General features: G+C 40.2%; 15 protein-coding genes and 1 pseudogene. 7 read left to right on the top strand and 9 right to left on the bottom strand.

Annotated elements, in window-relative coordinates; all coding sequences use genetic code 11:
* Window positions 1-107 precede the first annotated feature (107 nt).
* From D2910_RS14760 to D2910_RS14745, 3 genes are all read right to left on the bottom strand, one after another.
* A complete protein-coding gene (locus D2910_RS14760) occupies window positions 108-1,553 on the bottom strand; it encodes an alpha-amylase family glycosyl hydrolase (protein ID WP_117314073.1) in 1,446 nt (481 codons plus the stop codon).
* A 655-nt stretch (window positions 1,554-2,208) separates the two neighbouring features.
* On the bottom strand, window positions 2,209-3,153 hold the full coding sequence (locus D2910_RS14750; RefSeq protein ID WP_117314058.1) for a cation diffusion facilitator family transporter: 945 nt from the start codon (window positions 3,151-3,153) through the stop codon (window positions 2,209-2,211).
* Between the two features lie 26 nt (window positions 3,154-3,179).
* Complete coding sequence (locus D2910_RS14745; RefSeq protein WP_117314057.1) at window positions 3,180-4,016, bottom strand: cation diffusion facilitator family transporter; 837 nt, start codon at window positions 4,014-4,016, stop codon at window positions 3,180-3,182.
* A 223-nt stretch (window positions 4,017-4,239) separates the two neighbouring features.
* On the opposite strand from D2910_RS14745, the gene D2910_RS14740 reads away from it, so the two are divergent.
* Window positions 4,240-4,860, top strand: coding sequence for a class I SAM-dependent methyltransferase (locus D2910_RS14740; protein ID WP_117314056.1), 621 nt, complete (start codon window positions 4,240-4,242; stop codon window positions 4,858-4,860).
* Window positions 4,861-4,971: 111 nt separating this feature from the next.
* Window positions 4,972-5,391 (top strand): VanZ family protein, encoded by a 420-nt coding sequence (locus D2910_RS14735; protein ID WP_101803378.1) that lies wholly within the window; start codon window positions 4,972-4,974, stop codon window positions 5,389-5,391.
* A 212-nt stretch (window positions 5,392-5,603) separates the two neighbouring features.
* Here the strand turns inward: D2910_RS14735 and D2910_RS14730 are convergent.
* Window positions 5,604-6,428, bottom strand: a pseudogene (locus D2910_RS14730) (arsenic resistance protein).
* A 459-nt stretch (window positions 6,429-6,887) separates the two neighbouring features.
* On the opposite strand from D2910_RS14730, the gene D2910_RS14725 reads away from it, so the two are divergent.
* The 3 genes from D2910_RS14725 to D2910_RS14715 all read left to right on the top strand — a co-directional run bounded on the left by D2910_RS14725 (window position 6,888) and on the right by D2910_RS14715 (window position 9,651).
* On the top strand, window positions 6,888-7,826 hold the full coding sequence (locus tag D2910_RS14725; RefSeq protein ID WP_117314055.1) for an S-layer homology domain-containing protein: 939 nt from the start codon (window positions 6,888-6,890) through the stop codon (window positions 7,824-7,826).
* Window positions 7,827-7,839: 13 nt separating this feature from the next.
* A complete protein-coding gene (locus D2910_RS14720; RefSeq protein ID WP_165850193.1) occupies window positions 7,840-8,697 on the top strand; it encodes a cation diffusion facilitator family transporter in 858 nt (285 codons plus the stop codon).
* A 207-nt stretch (window positions 8,698-8,904) separates the two neighbouring features.
* Window positions 8,905-9,651 carry a ZIP family metal transporter gene (locus D2910_RS14715; RefSeq protein ID WP_372869561.1) on the top strand — a complete coding sequence of 249 codons (747 nt, stop codon included), beginning with the start codon at window positions 8,905-8,907 and terminating at the stop codon, window positions 9,649-9,651.
* Window positions 9,652-9,785: 134 nt separating this feature from the next.
* Here the strand turns inward: D2910_RS14715 and D2910_RS14710 are convergent, their stop codons facing one another.
* From D2910_RS14710 to D2910_RS14695, 4 genes are all read right to left on the bottom strand, one after another.
* Window positions 9,786-10,748 carry an arsenic resistance protein gene (locus tag D2910_RS14710; RefSeq protein WP_117314052.1) on the bottom strand — a complete coding sequence of 321 codons (963 nt, stop codon included), beginning with the start codon at window positions 10,746-10,748 and terminating at the stop codon, window positions 9,786-9,788.
* Between the two features lie 292 nt (window positions 10,749-11,040).
* Window positions 11,041-12,681, bottom strand: a complete 1,641-nt coding sequence (gene merA / locus D2910_RS14705) for a mercury(II) reductase (RefSeq protein WP_117314051.1) — start codon at window positions 12,679-12,681, stop codon at window positions 11,041-11,043.
* Window positions 12,682-12,684: 3 nt separating this feature from the next.
* The gene (gene merR, locus D2910_RS14700; protein ID WP_117314050.1) at window positions 12,685-13,086 is read right to left on the bottom strand and encodes an Hg(II)-responsive transcriptional regulator; all 402 of its coding nucleotides are present in this window, start codon (window positions 13,084-13,086) and stop codon (window positions 12,685-12,687) included.
* A gap of 383 nt (window positions 13,087-13,469) precedes the next feature.
* Window positions 13,470-13,985, bottom strand: a complete 516-nt coding sequence (locus tag D2910_RS14695; protein ID WP_117314049.1) for a hypothetical protein — start codon at window positions 13,983-13,985, stop codon at window positions 13,470-13,472.
* 408 nt (window positions 13,986-14,393) lie between these two features.
* On the opposite strand from D2910_RS14695, the gene D2910_RS14690 reads away from it, so the two are divergent.
* Both D2910_RS14690 and D2910_RS14685 read left to right on the top strand, forming a co-directional pair.
* Window positions 14,394-14,759 (top strand): hypothetical protein, encoded by a 366-nt coding sequence (locus D2910_RS14690; RefSeq protein WP_117314048.1) that lies wholly within the window; start codon window positions 14,394-14,396, stop codon window positions 14,757-14,759.
* Window positions 14,760-14,956: 197 nt separating this feature from the next.
* Window positions 14,957-15,598 (top strand): recombinase family protein, encoded by a 642-nt coding sequence (locus tag D2910_RS14685; RefSeq protein ID WP_117314047.1) that lies wholly within the window; start codon window positions 14,957-14,959, stop codon window positions 15,596-15,598.
* Window positions 15,599-15,984: 386 nt separating this feature from the next.
* Here D2910_RS14685 and D2910_RS14680 read toward each other — a convergent pair whose 3' ends face one another.
* The gene (locus D2910_RS14680; protein ID WP_117314046.1) at window positions 15,985-16,434 is read right to left on the bottom strand and encodes an LTA synthase family protein; all 450 of its coding nucleotides are present in this window, start codon (window positions 16,432-16,434) and stop codon (window positions 15,985-15,987) included.
* Window positions 16,435-16,459: the final 25 nt, after the last annotated feature.

Raw genomic sequence — 16,459 nt, 5'->3', positions numbered from 1 at the left:
ATATCCAGGCTATGTTCTCCAGAAATGTTGAAGGGGGGACAATCCAATTGTTGACCATTGTAGTTTTGGCGATTAACAATTTTGTAGCAGTAAGTCTTATCACTACTTCAAAGTTTCTTCTTCTCCGTCATCGGTCTTTTCTTGCCTTTCCGCCATGCGAACCACAAGAAAATCATAAACGTGACATACAAAACGACTAATGCTGCTATATAACCTTTATTCAAACCTCTTTGTTCAATAATAGTGAACGCTTCGCCGACTTCTCTATCCAATGTAAGTTGGTATTTGCCCTCATCATTTTCTCGGATAATGTCATTTTCAAATAACCCGCGCATCTCTTTCCCTGAACCAATTACATCGGCTGGAATGGCGAAATTTTTAGTGGAAGAAGAATTATTGATCGCAATTATCCACGTGTCCTTTTCATCGGAACGCTTATAGACGAGCCACCCTTCCTCATCATGCAATATCTCCATTTCACCTGTGCGGAGCGCTTCCGATTCGTTTCGAAGAGAGGTTAAATTGGTAATATGATCAATTAATTCTTCCCCCACACCCATATCCAGAATTGGGTGGGAATCTGGGGCCGCAGCTCCATTCACCGCAATTTCGGAACCGTATTGAATAACGGGGGTACCCGGCATCGTCAATAATTGAAACATCAGTAAATTCCATCTTGTTGGGGGGAACCCTCTTTCCTCAATTACATCAGATGTAAAACGAGAACTTAACAGGGAATCCACTTGAGTCAGATTGCCCTTCGCCTCCGCCCAATAGTCGGAAGGAACGCTTGAATCGGGATCAAAATTTTTATAGCTGTTCCGGAGTGCTTCTTCAATCCCCGGCAGTACAACTGCATCCAATCCCGAAACAGAATCCATTGCACCGTCACTCAATATGTACATACTACGAATATCTTTCATGCTTTTTGAAAAGCGATCGATAAAAGAGGGATCTAATTCATCAGTGGTTTGCAACCGAATTCCATCCACCTCAAATTCAGTGACAAACGAGCTGAAACGTTCAATCAACTTATTTTGCACTTCTGGAATGCTGGTATCCAGCGAAACCGTTCCATCTTCATTTTCAGTAAACCATCCAGGATTACTTGCCCGCCATACATGATTGTTGCTGATTCTCTGAGTGGGAATGTCGACAATAATTTTCATCTCCAGCTCATGTGCTTTTGCAATTACTTCCTGCCATTCTTCCTCTGTTCCAAAACTTGGTTCAAGCTCCTCGTAGTCCAACACTTCTTTTCCGTCATAAGTCGCACTGGAAAAAATAGGACCTACGGAGAGTGCTGTAAAACCCATGTCTTTTAGATACTGCATTTCACTGCTGAGACCTGCGAAGTCCCCACCATTAAATGCAGTGGAATCCACAGAATTCACCTTACTATCATTTTGGATTACTTTATTAAAATAGCGGTCTACCAGCAGATCATATATTATTTCGTCTTGTAAAGATTGTTTTTCTGCAGCCATGCTGGGGGTAATCAAACTAATGGATAATAATCCAGTTAACACAGCTGAAATCAATTTCCGTTTCACTTCGGCTTCCTCCTTCAGAATGCCGAATTCCATTCCTGCATTCGATTCAGTTTATCAGAATCATTGCTTTACTTCTATGTGATTCCGCATCAATTCAGGAATCTGTCGTAAATTTTCAACGATATTGTGAATGCTGAACAATAAAACCTCCTGATTTAATAAAGACAAGCTCTTACAAAAATTAACTTTTTCTTTCTTTAAAAAGACATAAAAATTGGTTGATTTTCAATTTCTGTAGATTAAAGTTAAGAAGTATGCAGAAAGAAAGTATCCATGGAACTGCAGGCAGCTGTTTATTACAGCTGCAATACTTGGTGCAAAATTAAATACATATCAATCACTTAATTTGAAAGGAGAACCACATGAATCAAAAAAAGAAAATACTGAGGGATAACTCTTTTACTTATGGATTCCTTTTTTATAGTGTGGCGTTGCTCGCTTGGTTTATATACGATTTCTTCGTTAATGACATAATCGGTTTGCAACTGCCGATTCTGTTCATAGGCTTTGCTCTTTTGTTATGGACAAAGTTCTTTTATATGCAAAAAAAAGCAAAAGAATCTTCATGATTTCGTCAATCAATAAATAGGCAAAACAAAACGAGGCACGGACTTTTCCGTTCCTCTTTTTTGCTACTAAATTAAATCGGTCTTACCTAGTGATGATTGTGTTCTATAGCACCAGTATCCATCTCATTTTGGCATAATCGCGATTCTGGATGCAGATGATCCAGGCTTTCAAGCTGGACGGTGACATGCCCGATTTTGTGAGCTGCAACTGTTTTCTCAATTTCTTTTAAAATGTACTGACTTTCTTTAAATGAGATTCCTTCTTCAATGACTGCGTGCGTCGATAATGCATTTTTTCCACTGGTAATACTCCAAATATGCAAGTCGTGAATATTTTTTACGCCTGGTATTGCTTCGATAGCTGCTGTTACTTCATCCATGCTTACATTTTTAGGTGTACCTTCCATTAAGACATGGAGGGCCTCTTTTGTAACCCGCCATCCACTGATTAATACCAGTATTGCTACAACTACACTCGCTAATGGATCGGCCCATGCCCAACCAAAAAACATAATGAGAAGTGCTGCTGTAATAGCTCCGACAGAACCAAGAAGATCACTCATGACATGGAGAAATGCGGCTCGAAGATTTAAATTATCCTTGGTATCGCCGCCCCGCATCAATATCCACGCAACCAGGATATTCACTAATAAACCGATGACTGCTATGATCAGCATACCAGTGGTTGCTACTTCTGGGGGATCAGAAAAACGATGGTAAGCTTCATAGAAAATATATATGGCTATCAAGACGAGGGTTACCCCATTAAATACTGCCGCCAATATTTCAAATCGCTTATAACCGTAGGTTTTAAATTGATCGGCTGCTCTTTCCCCAATTGTAAAAGCTAAAAATCCTATGCCTAATGATAGAGAATCACTTAACATATGTCCTGCATCAGCGATTAGTGCCAGACTGTTTGTCAGAAAACCGCCAATCGCTTCCACAAACATATAACTGGTAATAATCACAAATGCGATTAACAATGTCTTCTTATTACTGCCGTTAGAATGGTTGTGTTCGCTTCCCACATGACATCTCTCCTTCGCTGTACCCACTATTCCAATTCGATGGTAGAATGTTTAATTTTCAGACCGGATGTGGCCTCTTTCACTTTCTCTTTGATGGTATTTGTCTCGCCAAGACTTTTTGCTTCAACAGAAAGATGCAAGTTCAATGCATTTTCTTCACCATCGATTGACCAGATATTCAATTGCCGGACCGACTGCACACCTGAAATTCCCTCAATCTTCGATTGGACTTCCTTAATGTCTATCCCTTCTGGAACGCCTTCTAATAGTATCTTCATCGTTTTGATAAGATTTCGGATTACATTGAACAGGATAAATAATGCAATCGCAAGGGAAAGAATGGGATCCAAGATATGAATATCCTTAAAAAGCAATACGATGCCGACAATCAGTACAGCTACCCACCCTAATACATCCTCTAGCATATGCCAGGAAAGGACCCCTTCATTCACCGACTTGCCTTTGTGCAGTTTAAATGCCGCATAGCCGTTTATTACCACTCCTGCAAGTGCAAACCAGATCATCCCTTGTGCATTCGAGTGTTCAGGATTAAACAATAATGGAATCGCCTGGAAAAAGATATAGATAGAACCAGCTATTAATACAGCAGCATTCAATAAGGCCCCCAAGAGTGAAAACCGCTGATAACCAAAGGAAAATTTTTTGTCCCGATCTTTGTTGGAAATCTTTTGAAGAAACCAAGAAGCTCCCAAAGCAATCGCATCTCCCAAGTCATGAACAGCATCAGACATAATTGCCACACTGTTGATTAGAAATCCGCCAATAAATTCTCCGATTGAAAACAGCAGATTGATTACAAATGCCAGTTTAATATTTTTTGAAGAACGGTCGACTTTTCCCATAAGTACACCCCTTTCTTTGGTAGTTTTCAATGTAGATAATTAGTTCTCTATTCCCCGTCAACAGATGAGATACACGTCTGTCGCTTTATTTGAGGTTTGTTTCTGCAAAAACATTTCTTTATTTCTTAAAGAATCTTTTAGGCTAAGCTGCCTATTGCTATTATAAAGATACTTAAAGAATAGAATTGGGACACGTCCTAACAAAGTGCGGGAGGCTGAAATTTTGAACAATACCTGGAATAAAATCATTTATAAAATATGGTCTCCTGTTTATGATATCTTTTTTAATGCCAGCTATTTTTGGGGGGCACGAAAAAAACTATTCCAGGAGATAAAGTTTAATCCTAATCAAAAGATATTGTTTGTAGGAATCGGTACAGGTGCTGATCTTGAGCATTTTGATTATACCGGCTTAGATATTATCGCTATTGACCTTTCGTCAGATATGCTTAAAATAGCGAAAAAGAAAACCACCGGATCTTCTATTCTTTTTTTGGAGATGGATGCGCAAAAAATGAGTTTCGAAGATGAGCAATTTGATGTTATCGTCGCAAACTTAGTTCTCTCAGTGGTACCAGAACCACATGCCTGTTTTCGTGAGATGTTCAGGGTATTGAAAAAAAGCGGGGAAATAATAATTTTTGATAAATTTAATTCAATTTCCAAAAAACCTTCTATTCCGAAAGAAGTATGCAGGAATATTATCAAGTTTCTTGGCACAGACATTGACGTGAAATTTGAAGATTTATATGAAGAATTCCGAACTGAACTATTCATTAAAGAGGAAACTCCAATTCTTTTCGGCGAAATGTACAAAAAAATCATCCTCAGCAAAAGAGAATAGTTCGGAACCATTAACTGCAGCCCACTTAACTGTCCCTGTAAGATGCCAGTACTGTTTGTCTTGTAGTTAACAGCTTCATACAGGAGCATCTAGGGAAGAAAGGAGTATAAAATGCATTTTAAAATTTTTTTAGTCATCTTTTGGGCAGCAGGAATTTTGGTGGTGATGACTACCAGTAATGCAGAAGCTTTTCTATATAATCAGATTCTGCATTATGAACTGGACCTCTCTCCAAATTTTATTGATTTATTTCGATTAAATGATGTAGCACTTACTGACAATTTTTATCTCATACAGAAATTAGGCCATCTTTTGTCGTTCGGAATTCTGTACATGCTCCTCTATAACTGGCTCCATACACATAGCAAAGCCTTATGGTATTGTATAGCCTTTGCAATCTCATCAGAGATCATTCAGTTATTTTTTGAAAGGAACGGCCGTATTTTTGACATGGGAGTAGACTTTATAGGCATTCTCTTAGCTTATATAATCACCGTCATAGTTACCGCACGTAAAACAAAAGTACAATGAAACTATGCGAAATAACTATTTAATTGTTGCTCTTTGAACATTTTGTGAAAGAGAAAAGGTTGGCTAAATCGAGCTAGAGATCCGTTTTTTGACTGTTTAATCTTTCTGGGTTATTAGACAGTTGGGGATCCAAATCAATCTGGAAAATTTTTTTGAAACCAGCTAAATCTTTGATCAAGGTCTATTGATAAAATGTATATTAGAAAACTTGCTTAATTTTCATCTTTTTTAAACATAAGCAATAATTGCGATACAATTTCAAGTAAAGGCAATTCAATCAATGGGCCAATAACCAGAGCTAAGGCAGTCAGCGGTTGATCTGGAAAAGCGATGATCGCAATTGCTAAAGAAACGAGCGAATTCCGGGCAATAATGGTCAAACTCAAGCTTACTTTGCCCCATAAGGAAATTTCAAGGCTTTTTCTATAGTGTGAGCCACCACAAAGTTAACGATGAAGAAAAGCCCACTTGGCAGGATCAATACCGCAATAACGATTAGGTTGTTTAGTAGGTATTTCCCTTGTGAAGCAAACATCGCCAAAATGGCCAGAGATAAAAAGAGGGTTTGCATCATCTCGAAAAAAGGGACAACTTTCTCATTCAGCAGGGTTCTGTTTTTTTATATCACACCGTGTCACATGTGGCAGGACGAACGGAATCACTAACGCCAATAAAATATTTTCTCCAACGACCGATAGTGGCACAGGTTCAATGGTTCCTGCGAAAATGAACAGATAAACGGTCAGAAGCAGGACCTGCAGAAGTACATTAACGGGCAAGACGGAGGTGGATAAAAGAAGATTTCCCTTAGCTAAAGAAGAAAACATTAAATACCAGTCCGTACAAGTAGGAACCATTAACATGAGGAACCCAATCCATAACGCCGGATAATCGGTTAAAAAGACAGCACCCAGCAGCCAAGCGAAAAGAGGTGTTCAGGTAAAATTGATTAAGACATTAGTAGTTAAAAACGTTCGATTGTTAAAGGCACCTTTTAAATCCATCAATGGAATTGATAGAAATAATCCGTACAGCATAAGCAATAAAAATGGAATGATGAAAAATTCACCATAGCGTTCAAAAAAGGAAATTTGACCGAATACAAACCCCACCCCTACTGCTGCTAAAATGATTATTGTTTGAACCTTTCAACTCTGCTCATTAAAAAACTCCTTGTTTAATAACAATAAAATTTAAAACTTACTCACCGGTTAGCAAGAGATTTTCAAAATTTCTCTATACTTGTTTTCACCCAACACATTATTTAAAAAGATACTAGTTCTTTCTATATGATAATAACAGTATGATTAAAAAGGGAAAATCCAGAGTCTATTTACACATAAAATAGGTAGACACATTGTCACTTTTTTTATTTTGACTTTTAAATCAGACTTATTGCTTATTTTATAAAAAAATACATAAAATAGCATAAAAAAGTGCTAATATCATCAGAGATAGAAAAATTACAAGAACCGGAAGGGGAAAATGAAAGACAAATGAATAGTTTTTTTAGCAAGGTTACATTATTTCTAGTCGCTGCTGTTTTAGTGATTTCCAGTATAGGGATGAGCCCCGCATCCGCTTGGACACCATTTAAGGATGTATCGTCAAATGATGTTGAAATTGATTACTTATATGATAAAGGGCTCATCAAAGGAATCTCCAGCAACCAATTTGGACCTGACTATTCAGTAACACGCGAACAGGCGGCTACATTGATCGGCCGCGCACTCGGATTAAGTGGAACAGAGAGAAAAACCAAGTTCTCCGACGTAAGCTCGACAAGCTACAGTTCCGGCTACATTCAATCAGCTGTAGATAAAGGGATCATCACCGGTTATCCTGATGGTACATTCAAACCGAAACAGACCATGACCCGCGGTGAGATGGCTTACTTATTAAGCCGTGCCTTCAACCTCACGAAGACAAGCGCTGTGTTTTTTACCGACATCAAACAAGATTCAAGCAACACAAGCCTTTATACTGCCGTAAATAAAATCGCGACAGCTGGCATCTCCAACGGAACCGGCGGCGGGAGCTACTCCCCGGATAAAGATTTGGTTCGTGAAGAATTTGCAATCTTCCTGGCACGCGCATTGGAACCGAAATTCAAAGTCGCTTTTCAGAATGCGACGATCGCCAAATTATATTCAACTACTGACAACCTAAACGTTCGTTCAGGTCCATCCACAAGCTATAAAGTGGTCGGCCAGATCCACACAAACAATGAAGTTCAAGTCTATGGCTACAGCGGCAACTGGGTTTATGGCAAATCTGGAAACCTTACAGGTTATTTCAGCCTCTCTTATTTAGCTAAATCCGCTGCTAAAGCATCTCGTGTTATGGTAATTGATGCCGGACACGGTGGTAGTGATCCAGGTGCTTCCGGATATGGTTTAGTTGAAAAAGAAGTGAACCTTGATGTATCTTACTAAAGGAGTGGGTGAAATGGGAGCTTTAAACGCCAGCACCGGGGCATGGATCAGCACGGTTGCCTATTTGATTGTTTCCCTTGTCAAAATCCTCGTTGCCTGGCAAGTGGATTCTGTTGCTTTAATGGCCGATGGTTTCAACAATTTTACTGATATCATTACATCGGTCGCTCTTCTGATTGGACTTTGGGTAGCTAAAAAAGACAAAGATGCAAACCATCCTTACGGTCATTTAAGGGCAGAAAATATCGCTTCGCTGGTGGCAGCATTTGTGATTGCGGCCATCGGATTGCAAATTTTAGTGAATACAATTTCTTCTATTGTTAACCAAGACTTCGTTACACCTGATCAGCTGGCGATATGGGTGGGAATGGGCAGCGGTCTGTTCATGATTTTAATCTATTTTATCAATCGAACCATTGCAGTAAAAGCAAATAGCCAGGGCTTGCGTTCCATTGCAAAAGATAATTTATCGGATGCAATTGTCAGTTTTGGGACCGTGATCGGCATCACGGGAGCGCAGTTCGGAATGGCGTGGCTTGACCCTGTCACCGGTCTAGTTGTCGGACTCATCATCCTTTGGGCTGCCTGGGGTATCTTCAAAGAGACAGCCTTAATCTTAACTGATGGCATCGATCCGAAAAAAATCATAGAATACAAAGAAACACTTGCCGAGGTTCAGGAGATTATGCAAGTTCATGACGTAAAAGCCAGGGTCTCCGGCAATCAGGTAATCATTGATGTGAGTGTCACGCTACAGAGCGGGTTAAACGGAAAAGAGAACATACACGCGATTGAGAAGGTTAAGGAATTAATGAAACAGCGCCATAATAGTCTAATGACCCTTGTCGAAACCAAACCTCCAGTGAGATAAAATTTGCGATGAAGCATTTGTTTTTCAATTCTAGCTTTACTAAAAATGATACAAGGATATGGAGGAAAGAAATAACTTTGTTCGCCATTAACAAACGCTGTTCATTCATTCTAAATTTATTGAAAGAGGTGATATGAAGTGCTGGAATCGTTTGGAAATTTGAATCCGACTATTCAAGCGTTCATAGGTACATTATTCACTTGGGGAATGACCGCCCTGGGAGCAGCACTAGTATTTACTACCAAAAGTATCAATCAACGATTTCTCGATAGTATGCTGGGATTTGCTGGAGGAGTGATGATTGCAGCAAGTTATTGGTCGCTTCTTGCTCCTGCCATTGACATGGGAGAAAGTGGCTCTTTACCAGCTTGGATGCCTGCGGCCATCGGATTTTTACTGGGTGGCATATTTTTATGGGCGGTAGATAAAATCCTCCCACACCTTCATCCCAATACATCCTTAGAAAAGGCAGAAGGATTCCACTCAGCTAAAAGAAAGAAGAGCTCTTTGCTTGTATTTGCCATTACACTTCACAACATTCCTGAAGGGCTAGCAATCGGCGTTGCATTTGGAGCCGTAGCTGCTGGATTTCCGTCGGCCTCTCTAGCAGGTGCTATAGCATTGGCAATCGGCATCGGTATCCAGAACTTCCCAGAGGGTCTAGCTGTCTCCATGCCTCTTCGACGAGATGGATTTTCGCGGCGAAAAAGCTTTCTTTACGGTCAATTTTCAGGAATGGTTGAACCGGTCGCCGCCATCATCGGTGCATTAGCAGTAGTGTTTATAGAACCTTTACTGCCTTATGCATTAAGCTTTGCAGCAGGTGCAATGATTTTTGTAGTCGTCGAAGAAGTAATTCCCAGCTCCCAAGAAAAAGGCAACTCTGATTTGGCTTCGATGAGCTTAATGGTCGGGTTTACAATCATGATGATTCTTGACGTTGCCCTCGGCTAATTTCAAGTAGCCTTCGAACCAAGGCTTACTATATGGATATCCTATTGGTCGACATTACCAGCCCATTTTAGAGATTGTGTAAATTTATTGCTTTTGCCCTTCCAATCAATATGCTTTTTCAATGAGTTACTAGTTCAGATTTCTCCTATGCTAGCTTTCCTTAAAGAAAGCAACAGCTGGGAGACGAGTGCTAGAATGGGTAATTCAATCAATGGGCCAATAACCAAGGCCAAAGCGATTAAAGGCCGGTCTGGAAAGGCGACAACTGCAATGGCCAGCGAAACAGGCGAATTGCGTGCGATAGTCATCAGGCTTAAGCTCACCGTGTCTTCATAGGAAAATTTCAGGACTTTCCCCATCGTTTGCGCCACGATAAAGTTGATGCCAAAGAACAGCAGGACTGGCAGCAGCAAGGTGGAAATGACTTCAAGATTATCGAGTAGGTACTTCCCTTGCGAAGCAAACATCGCCATAATCGCCAAAGATAAAAAGAAAATTTGTGCTGTAGCGAAAAAAGGGACGAGTTTCTCATTCAAGAAGGCTTTTCTCTTCCGCAAGGGAAAGCGCGTCAAATGCGCCAGGGCAAATGGAATGACCAGTACCAGGACAATGCTTTCGCCGATGATCGACAACGGAATCGGTTCAATCGTGCCAGCGAAAATGAACAGGTAGACCGGCAACAGCACGACCTGCAAAATCAAATTAATCGGCAAAACGGACATGGATAAGGGCACATTCCCTTTGGCAATGGAAGTGAACAGTAAGTACCAGTCGGTACAAGGGGTCACCATCAGCATGATAAAACCAATCCATAACGCTGGATGATCAGCGAGAAAAATAGCCCCCAGCCCCCACGCCACCAGAGGCGTCCAGACAAAGTTGATAAGGGTGCTGGTATTCAAGAACTTGCGATTTTTAAAAGCATCCTTCAGGTGCTGCAATGGAATGGTTAGAAACAACCCATAGAGCATCAGCAGTAAAAATGGAACGATAAAAGACTCTGCGTACGTTTCAAAAAAAACAAACTGTCCCAGTAAAAGTCCGATACCTACTGCCGATAAAATGATAACAGTTTGAAACTTTTCGAATACGTTCATGATGGCACTCCTTTATGGAAAGAGAAAACTAAATATATGAGCGACTCCCTATTAAGATTAACTAACTCCAAAATTTTTAGCCAGCACTTTTGCACACAAAAAAGAGAGAAGATAAGCTTCGATGAGCCTCTTGGCTCCCATAACATGATAGAGACTCTAATCAAGCAAGTACTTGCTCCAATCCAGTCAAATAATTGAACGGCTGTCGCAATGTGACTGATCTATTCTTCTGCTTCCCAGTTGTTCAAATGGGTTCCCAATCAACAGCTTGAATCTCCATCAATGGGCTTTTTTATCCGGCACAACATGACAACTGGGAAACATCGTTGTCGAACGTTAGCGCAGCCAGTTTTACACCTTCGGCCATGGTTAGATACGGCGCGAGGGTGTCGCTAAGGTTTTCAATGGTCAAACCGAATTTTACGGCAAGCGTCACCGCATAGATGACATCTCCAGCATTTTCCGCTACGATATGCCCGCCCAGCAGCTGGCGTGTTTTCGCGTCCGCCACCAGTTTGAATACCCCGGTCGTTTCCCGGTTCACTTGCGCTCGCGGAACAGCCTCCAATGGCAGGATGGATGTGAGGACGTCATAGCCGTTTTCTTTCGCCTGTTGCTCCGTCAAGCCAACCGTGGCAACCGCCGGGGCTGTAAACGTGACGCCCGGCACGACCGCCAAATCCAGTTTTTCACTCCGTCCACCGACCGCGTTTCCTGCCGCCACTCGCCCTTGATAAGCCGCGACATAGACAAACTGGGGACCTAATGTGACATCGCCCGCTGCGTATATTCGTGCATTGGTGGTCTTGGCATAGTCATCAATCCGAATTTCCCCAAAGCGTCCTGTTTCGACACCCGCCGCCTGCAGATTCAAGCTTTCCGTATTGGGTTTTCGGCCAGCTGCAATCAGCAATTGTTCGGATTCGATGATCCGCTTCTGGCCATCCACCTCGACATAAACTTTTTTCAGCTCTCCGACCTGTTCAATTCGCTCGTACGTGGCACCGGTCACTAACCGAATGCCTTGCTCGGTCAACGCTTTCGTGAGGGCTTCCGAGATTTCCGGATCGTATTCCTTGAACAAACGTGAACTTCTTTGCATCAGTGTGACTTCGGATCCGAGATGGTGAAATAACTGACCCAATTCCACGCCAATATAGCCGGACCCGATGATTGTCAGGCGCTTCGGCACTTTCTTTAGCTCCAATAAAGTCGTGCTGGTCAGGTAATCCACTTCTTCCAGACCGGGAATGGCTGGCACAGCAGGAGCTGCCCCCGTCGCAATCAGAAACCGTGTGGCAGAAATCTTTTTGCCGTTCACTTCAATGGTGTGTTCGTCTATAAACCTGGCTTCCCCTTTGATCAACTCAAAACCGTAGTCTTCAATCAAATCGACATATTTCTTGTTCCGGAGATCCGTCACCAATTCCTTTTTCTGTTTGACCAGCGGAGCCAAATCCACTTCCCCCGCTGAGGTATGCAGCCCGATAAACGGGTTGTTCCTGGCCAAGTGATTGATTTCTCCCGCCCGCAACAAGGTTTTGGAAGGAACACAGCCAATGTTCACACAGGTACCGCCTACCGTTCCCCGTTCAATCATCGCCACTTTCGCCCCATGTTTCACAGCTTCGATGGCGGAAGAAAAGGCAGCCCCCCCGGAACCGATGATGATGTAGTCATACTCGCCTTCTTCATCCGGACGGACTGCTTCTTGGGCTCGGACTTCTTCTGCTTCCCCCGGCTGATACTTCGCTTCAGCAATTGCTTTTTTTGCCTTTTCAACCTCCATGTCTTCCGGCAGTTCAAACACAGCTTCACCTTTTCGGAAATCGGCTTGGATTTCTTTTGCGCCAATCGCTTCAAGCGCGACTGCAATGTATGCTTCGCACCCTGTACAGGTCATCCCCTGGACATCCACTCGGTATTTGTTCATGTTCTACTCCTCCTCCATCAATACATCAATAATCGGGCATTCATGCAGCGCTTTTTCATTTGGACACCGTTCTTTCAACTCACTCAGCATCCGTTCCGCACGCTTTAAATCCTCAATCTGCTTTCGGACTTCCACTTCTTTTCCGGAAACAAAATCGAACATATCTTCACAGCGCACATCGTCTTTGTCGACCACCCCTAACAATTTATAAACCTCATTCAACGAAAATCCCAGTTCCTGCAGCCGCCGGATAAAGCCTACCCGTTTGACCGTTTCCTTTGAATAAATCCGATACCCCGAATTATTCCTGACCGGTTCTTGCAATAGCTCTTTTCGTTCATAGTATCGGATGGTTTCCTTATTCACTTCACACAGGGTTGCAAGTTCACTGATTCGATAGCTCAATTTTCTTCACCTCAGAAAAAGTATAAACCATGTACTTAGGTACATGGTCAAACATCTACACTTCAATGCTTTCTTTTTATATATAAAATCTCAAGTTACTAAAACTAGATTCAAAATAGTCGTTTATTAAAAATAAAGCGTTCGTAAAAGTACACTTTCACACACAAAAAGAGAGAAAATAAGCTTTAATCAGCCTCTTCTCTCCCCTTGTATACATGCAGCTTCCGATAATCCCTCATATGTTAACTGATTATTGAACCTGATATCTTTTAGTAATCATCAATTGCTACGCCCAAATTCATTAATAAAAGGGATATAGAAAGAAGCGGAATCGAGCTGAAGATAATGTTAAAGTCAAAACTCATTAGTAAAGAATTTACCTCCTATGATTTGTTTTCTTCAATTGGAGTTAGTTCAAGCGAGTGAAATGGCGCTTCATGAGTTGTAAAAAATAGTCGGGAACCTTCGAACACTTGCAGCTCTTTTTCAGCACCATCACCAGACAATCGCATTTTTGAAATATTATCATCAGAGGCTTTTCCAACTAATACTGAAATTTCATTTCCAGACTCGGTTTCAAACGAAAAGCCCATCGTAACATATGGACCTTCACCAGAGAATCCAACATAGTTAGTGCTCCGGTACCACGCATAACCTTCATCGCTCTCAGCAATACTCGCAACTCCAAAAGAACCCTTAAATGTATAAAACACAATGGTTTCTTCATTTATTTCCTCTATTGATAAAATGGATGAATCCTCAATCCCTTCTTCAGCTGTTCCATGTGCTATTGCTTCTTCCTTGGTATCGTGCCATTCCAGCTTGTATTCGTTTCCGTTGCACCCTATTAGAAAGATCAACAAGAAGCCACTAATCAAAAATCCAACTGTTTTTCTCAAATTATCATCCCTTTCTTATTTCTAGAAGTTCTCATCTTTTAGAATAAATTTTCAAATATTACCGATTTTTTTCTATCCTAATTTTAAGTTTTACGCTAGAAAAGAAACCCAAAATAACTAGAGTCTTCTCGATTTATCCCTATAATTCTTAATTCTTCCTTTTACTTTAAAACCCTTTTTCAGAAGAAAACTATATCGAAAATATTCTCTACTTGTTATAACCTTTCGCTAAAGTACACTTATGCAAAAAACAGGAAAGAAGTTAGATTTCTGCCTTCTTTCCTTCCGATAATTCTTGATATGTAAACTCATATCTATTCAAAATATGATCCAATATGTTATATATGTTCTATCATTCTAAAAGGGATACTCCCTTACTCTCTATAATTATTGAAAGGAGATTTATTTATGACTTATTTTTATTACATTGCCTCCGATATCGAGTTGACCACTGAAACCTATAAAGAACATGAATTATATTTTGAAAGATCTAATGAACGAATTAATGGATTCGACTTTCCTATCCAGCTTGAAATTGATAATGGTATTAATACAAAAGAAGAAGTAGATGTTCTGTTTGAGTACATTCATAAAAAAGCTGAAAATCACAAAAGATGTACCTTTCAAGTTGCCAAGCTGGTTAATTCTAATAGAGTGCCATTCAAAGTCTTAGAGAAAAAACAAGTACTTTTACATAAACTCAAGTCTTCAGAAGAATTATTTTTGCCTGAAGGCCATTTGCTCACTATCAAAAAAGTTCCAGTTGTGTATTAAAAATAGATAGATGTAATTCAGCTAACAACCGTTCGTAAAAGTACACTTTTACGAACGCTTTGAAAACAGCCGAAAATAGTCAAAAAGAGCGTTCGTAAACGTATCAAATCACTTTACGAACGTTCGCAGAATTGCATACACTTTTACGAACGGTTTTCAGGTATAATTAAAGGAAACAATCGTTTAAGAGGTGAATTATGGAACATCGCAAATTTGGTTACATACGCGTCAGCAGCAAAGACCAAAATGAAGGCCGTCAGTTAGAAGCCATGAAAAAAATGGGCATCACTGATCGCGACATTTATTTGGACAAGCAAAGCGGAAAAAACTTTGAACGGGCGAACTATCAATTACTGAAACGAATCATCCGAAAAGGCGATATCTTGTATATCCACTCACTGGATCGGTTCGGCCGAAACAAAGAAGAGATTCTCCAGGAATGGAATGATCTCACGAAAAACATTGAAGCGGATATCGTGGTACTGGATATGCCGTTACTCGATACGACACAATACAAAGACAGCATGGGGACATTCATTGCGGATTTGGTTTTGCAGATCCTTTCCTGGATGGCAGAAGAGGAACGGGAACGCATCCGGAAACGGCAGCGTGAAGGAATCGACTTGGCGTTACAAAATGGCATCCAGTTTGGCAGACCGACCGTTTTTGTTTCAGAGGAGTTCAAAGAGGTTTATAGAAAGTGGAAAGCTAGGGAGCTAACGGCCGTACAAGCTATGCAAGAAGCTGGGGTTAAAAAGACCAGTTTTTATAAATTGGTGAAAGCACTCGAAGAAGAAACAGCCAACACACTATATATAGAAGAAACTCGTCAATTTTAAAATACAAAAACAGCCATTCTCTTGGAATAACTACCTCGAGAATGGCTGTTTCTTTAGTTAAATTATTATAATTTATTAAATGCGACTCCTTCTTCATAAAAAGCAAGAAGGTGTCGCATTGGTATTTTAGTCAAAAGTATTCTTAATTGATGTAGTCTAAAACAAATACAAAGAGGCAAGAACCATGATTACTTTGTTAGTAACAGTATACTTAAAAATGAAGCTTTTAAATGAAATCTCAAGATTCAAGATTTTACCTCCTTACTTACCAAGAGGCGACTATATTCATTGTACTAGAAATAATAGCACCTGGAAATAAGAAAGTACTGGCTTCTCAAACTCTTTATAAATTTATAAATCTCGTACCAAAACTTATAATTTACTAATTAAAGATTACTTCGCACTTTCTTTATCACTTTTATTAAATTGTACAAGGCTTTAATAAAAAATAGTAATCCTCCAAAAAGAAAAATCTGTTCAAAAGTGTAAATAGAGATATTGGTTGTAAAAGCCTTAAAGAATACCGCTAGAATACCGAAAAATGCTGAAGCGATAAAAAAGAAAAGCCCAAAATAAATCGTATAATAATATTCATCTAAGTATCCAGAGCGATCCATATTAGAAATCTTAGTGTTACCAAGGAAGCCAACCATTACTCCTAAGGTAGTATAAAGAAAACCAATAAATATTGTATTAATCGTTAAAATTTCAACGTGATGGCTTCTATCTACTGCTTCAATTGAAAGCCAATTAAATGTCAAAGCAAAATAAACGAAAATACTAAACACTATTAGTAAGAGCAGATTCGGTATATTTCTACGCATGAATTTTTTCATACATCATTTACTCCCTCTTTTATCT

Origin of the sequence: Planomicrobium okeanokoites (genome assembly GCF_003428875.1) — a bacterium.
Taxonomy (GTDB): Bacteria; Bacillota; Bacilli; order Bacillales_A; family Planococcaceae; genus Planococcus; species Planococcus okeanokoites.
Note: the sequence above shows the minus strand (reverse complement) of the source record. Positions and strands in the feature narration are given on the sequence as shown.

What these genes read in the sequence shown, in the direction of transcription:
- D2910_RS14725 (WP_117314055.1), top strand. Translation starts at nt 6,888, where the DNA reads ATGAATAGTTTTTTTAGCAAGGTTACATTATTTCTAGTCGCTGCTGTT.
- D2910_RS14680 (WP_117314046.1), bottom strand. Translation starts at nt 16,434, where the DNA reads ATGAAAAAATTCATGCGTAGAAATATACCGAATCTGCTCTTACTAATA.
- D2910_RS14685 (WP_117314047.1), top strand. Translation starts at nt 14,957, where the DNA reads ATGGAACATCGCAAATTTGGTTACATACGCGTCAGCAGCAAAGACCAA.
- merA (WP_117314051.1), bottom strand. Translation starts at nt 12,681, where the DNA reads ATGAACAAATACCGAGTGGATGTCCAGGGGATGACCTGTACAGGGTGC.
- D2910_RS14720 (WP_165850193.1), top strand. Translation starts at nt 7,840, where the DNA reads ATGGGAGCTTTAAACGCCAGCACCGGGGCATGGATCAGCACGGTTGCC.
- D2910_RS14745 (WP_117314057.1), bottom strand. Translation starts at nt 4,016, where the DNA reads ATGGGAAAAGTCGACCGTTCTTCAAAAAATATTAAACTGGCATTTGTA.
- D2910_RS14710 (WP_117314052.1), bottom strand. Translation starts at nt 10,748, where the DNA reads ATGAACGTATTCGAAAAGTTTCAAACTGTTATCATTTTATCGGCAGTA.
- D2910_RS14715 (WP_372869561.1), top strand. Translation starts at nt 8,905, where the DNA reads ATGACCGCCCTGGGAGCAGCACTAGTATTTACTACCAAAAGTATCAAT.
- D2910_RS14735 (WP_101803378.1), top strand. Translation starts at nt 4,972, where the DNA reads ATGCATTTTAAAATTTTTTTAGTCATCTTTTGGGCAGCAGGAATTTTG.
- D2910_RS14690 (WP_117314048.1), top strand. Translation starts at nt 14,394, where the DNA reads ATGACTTATTTTTATTACATTGCCTCCGATATCGAGTTGACCACTGAA.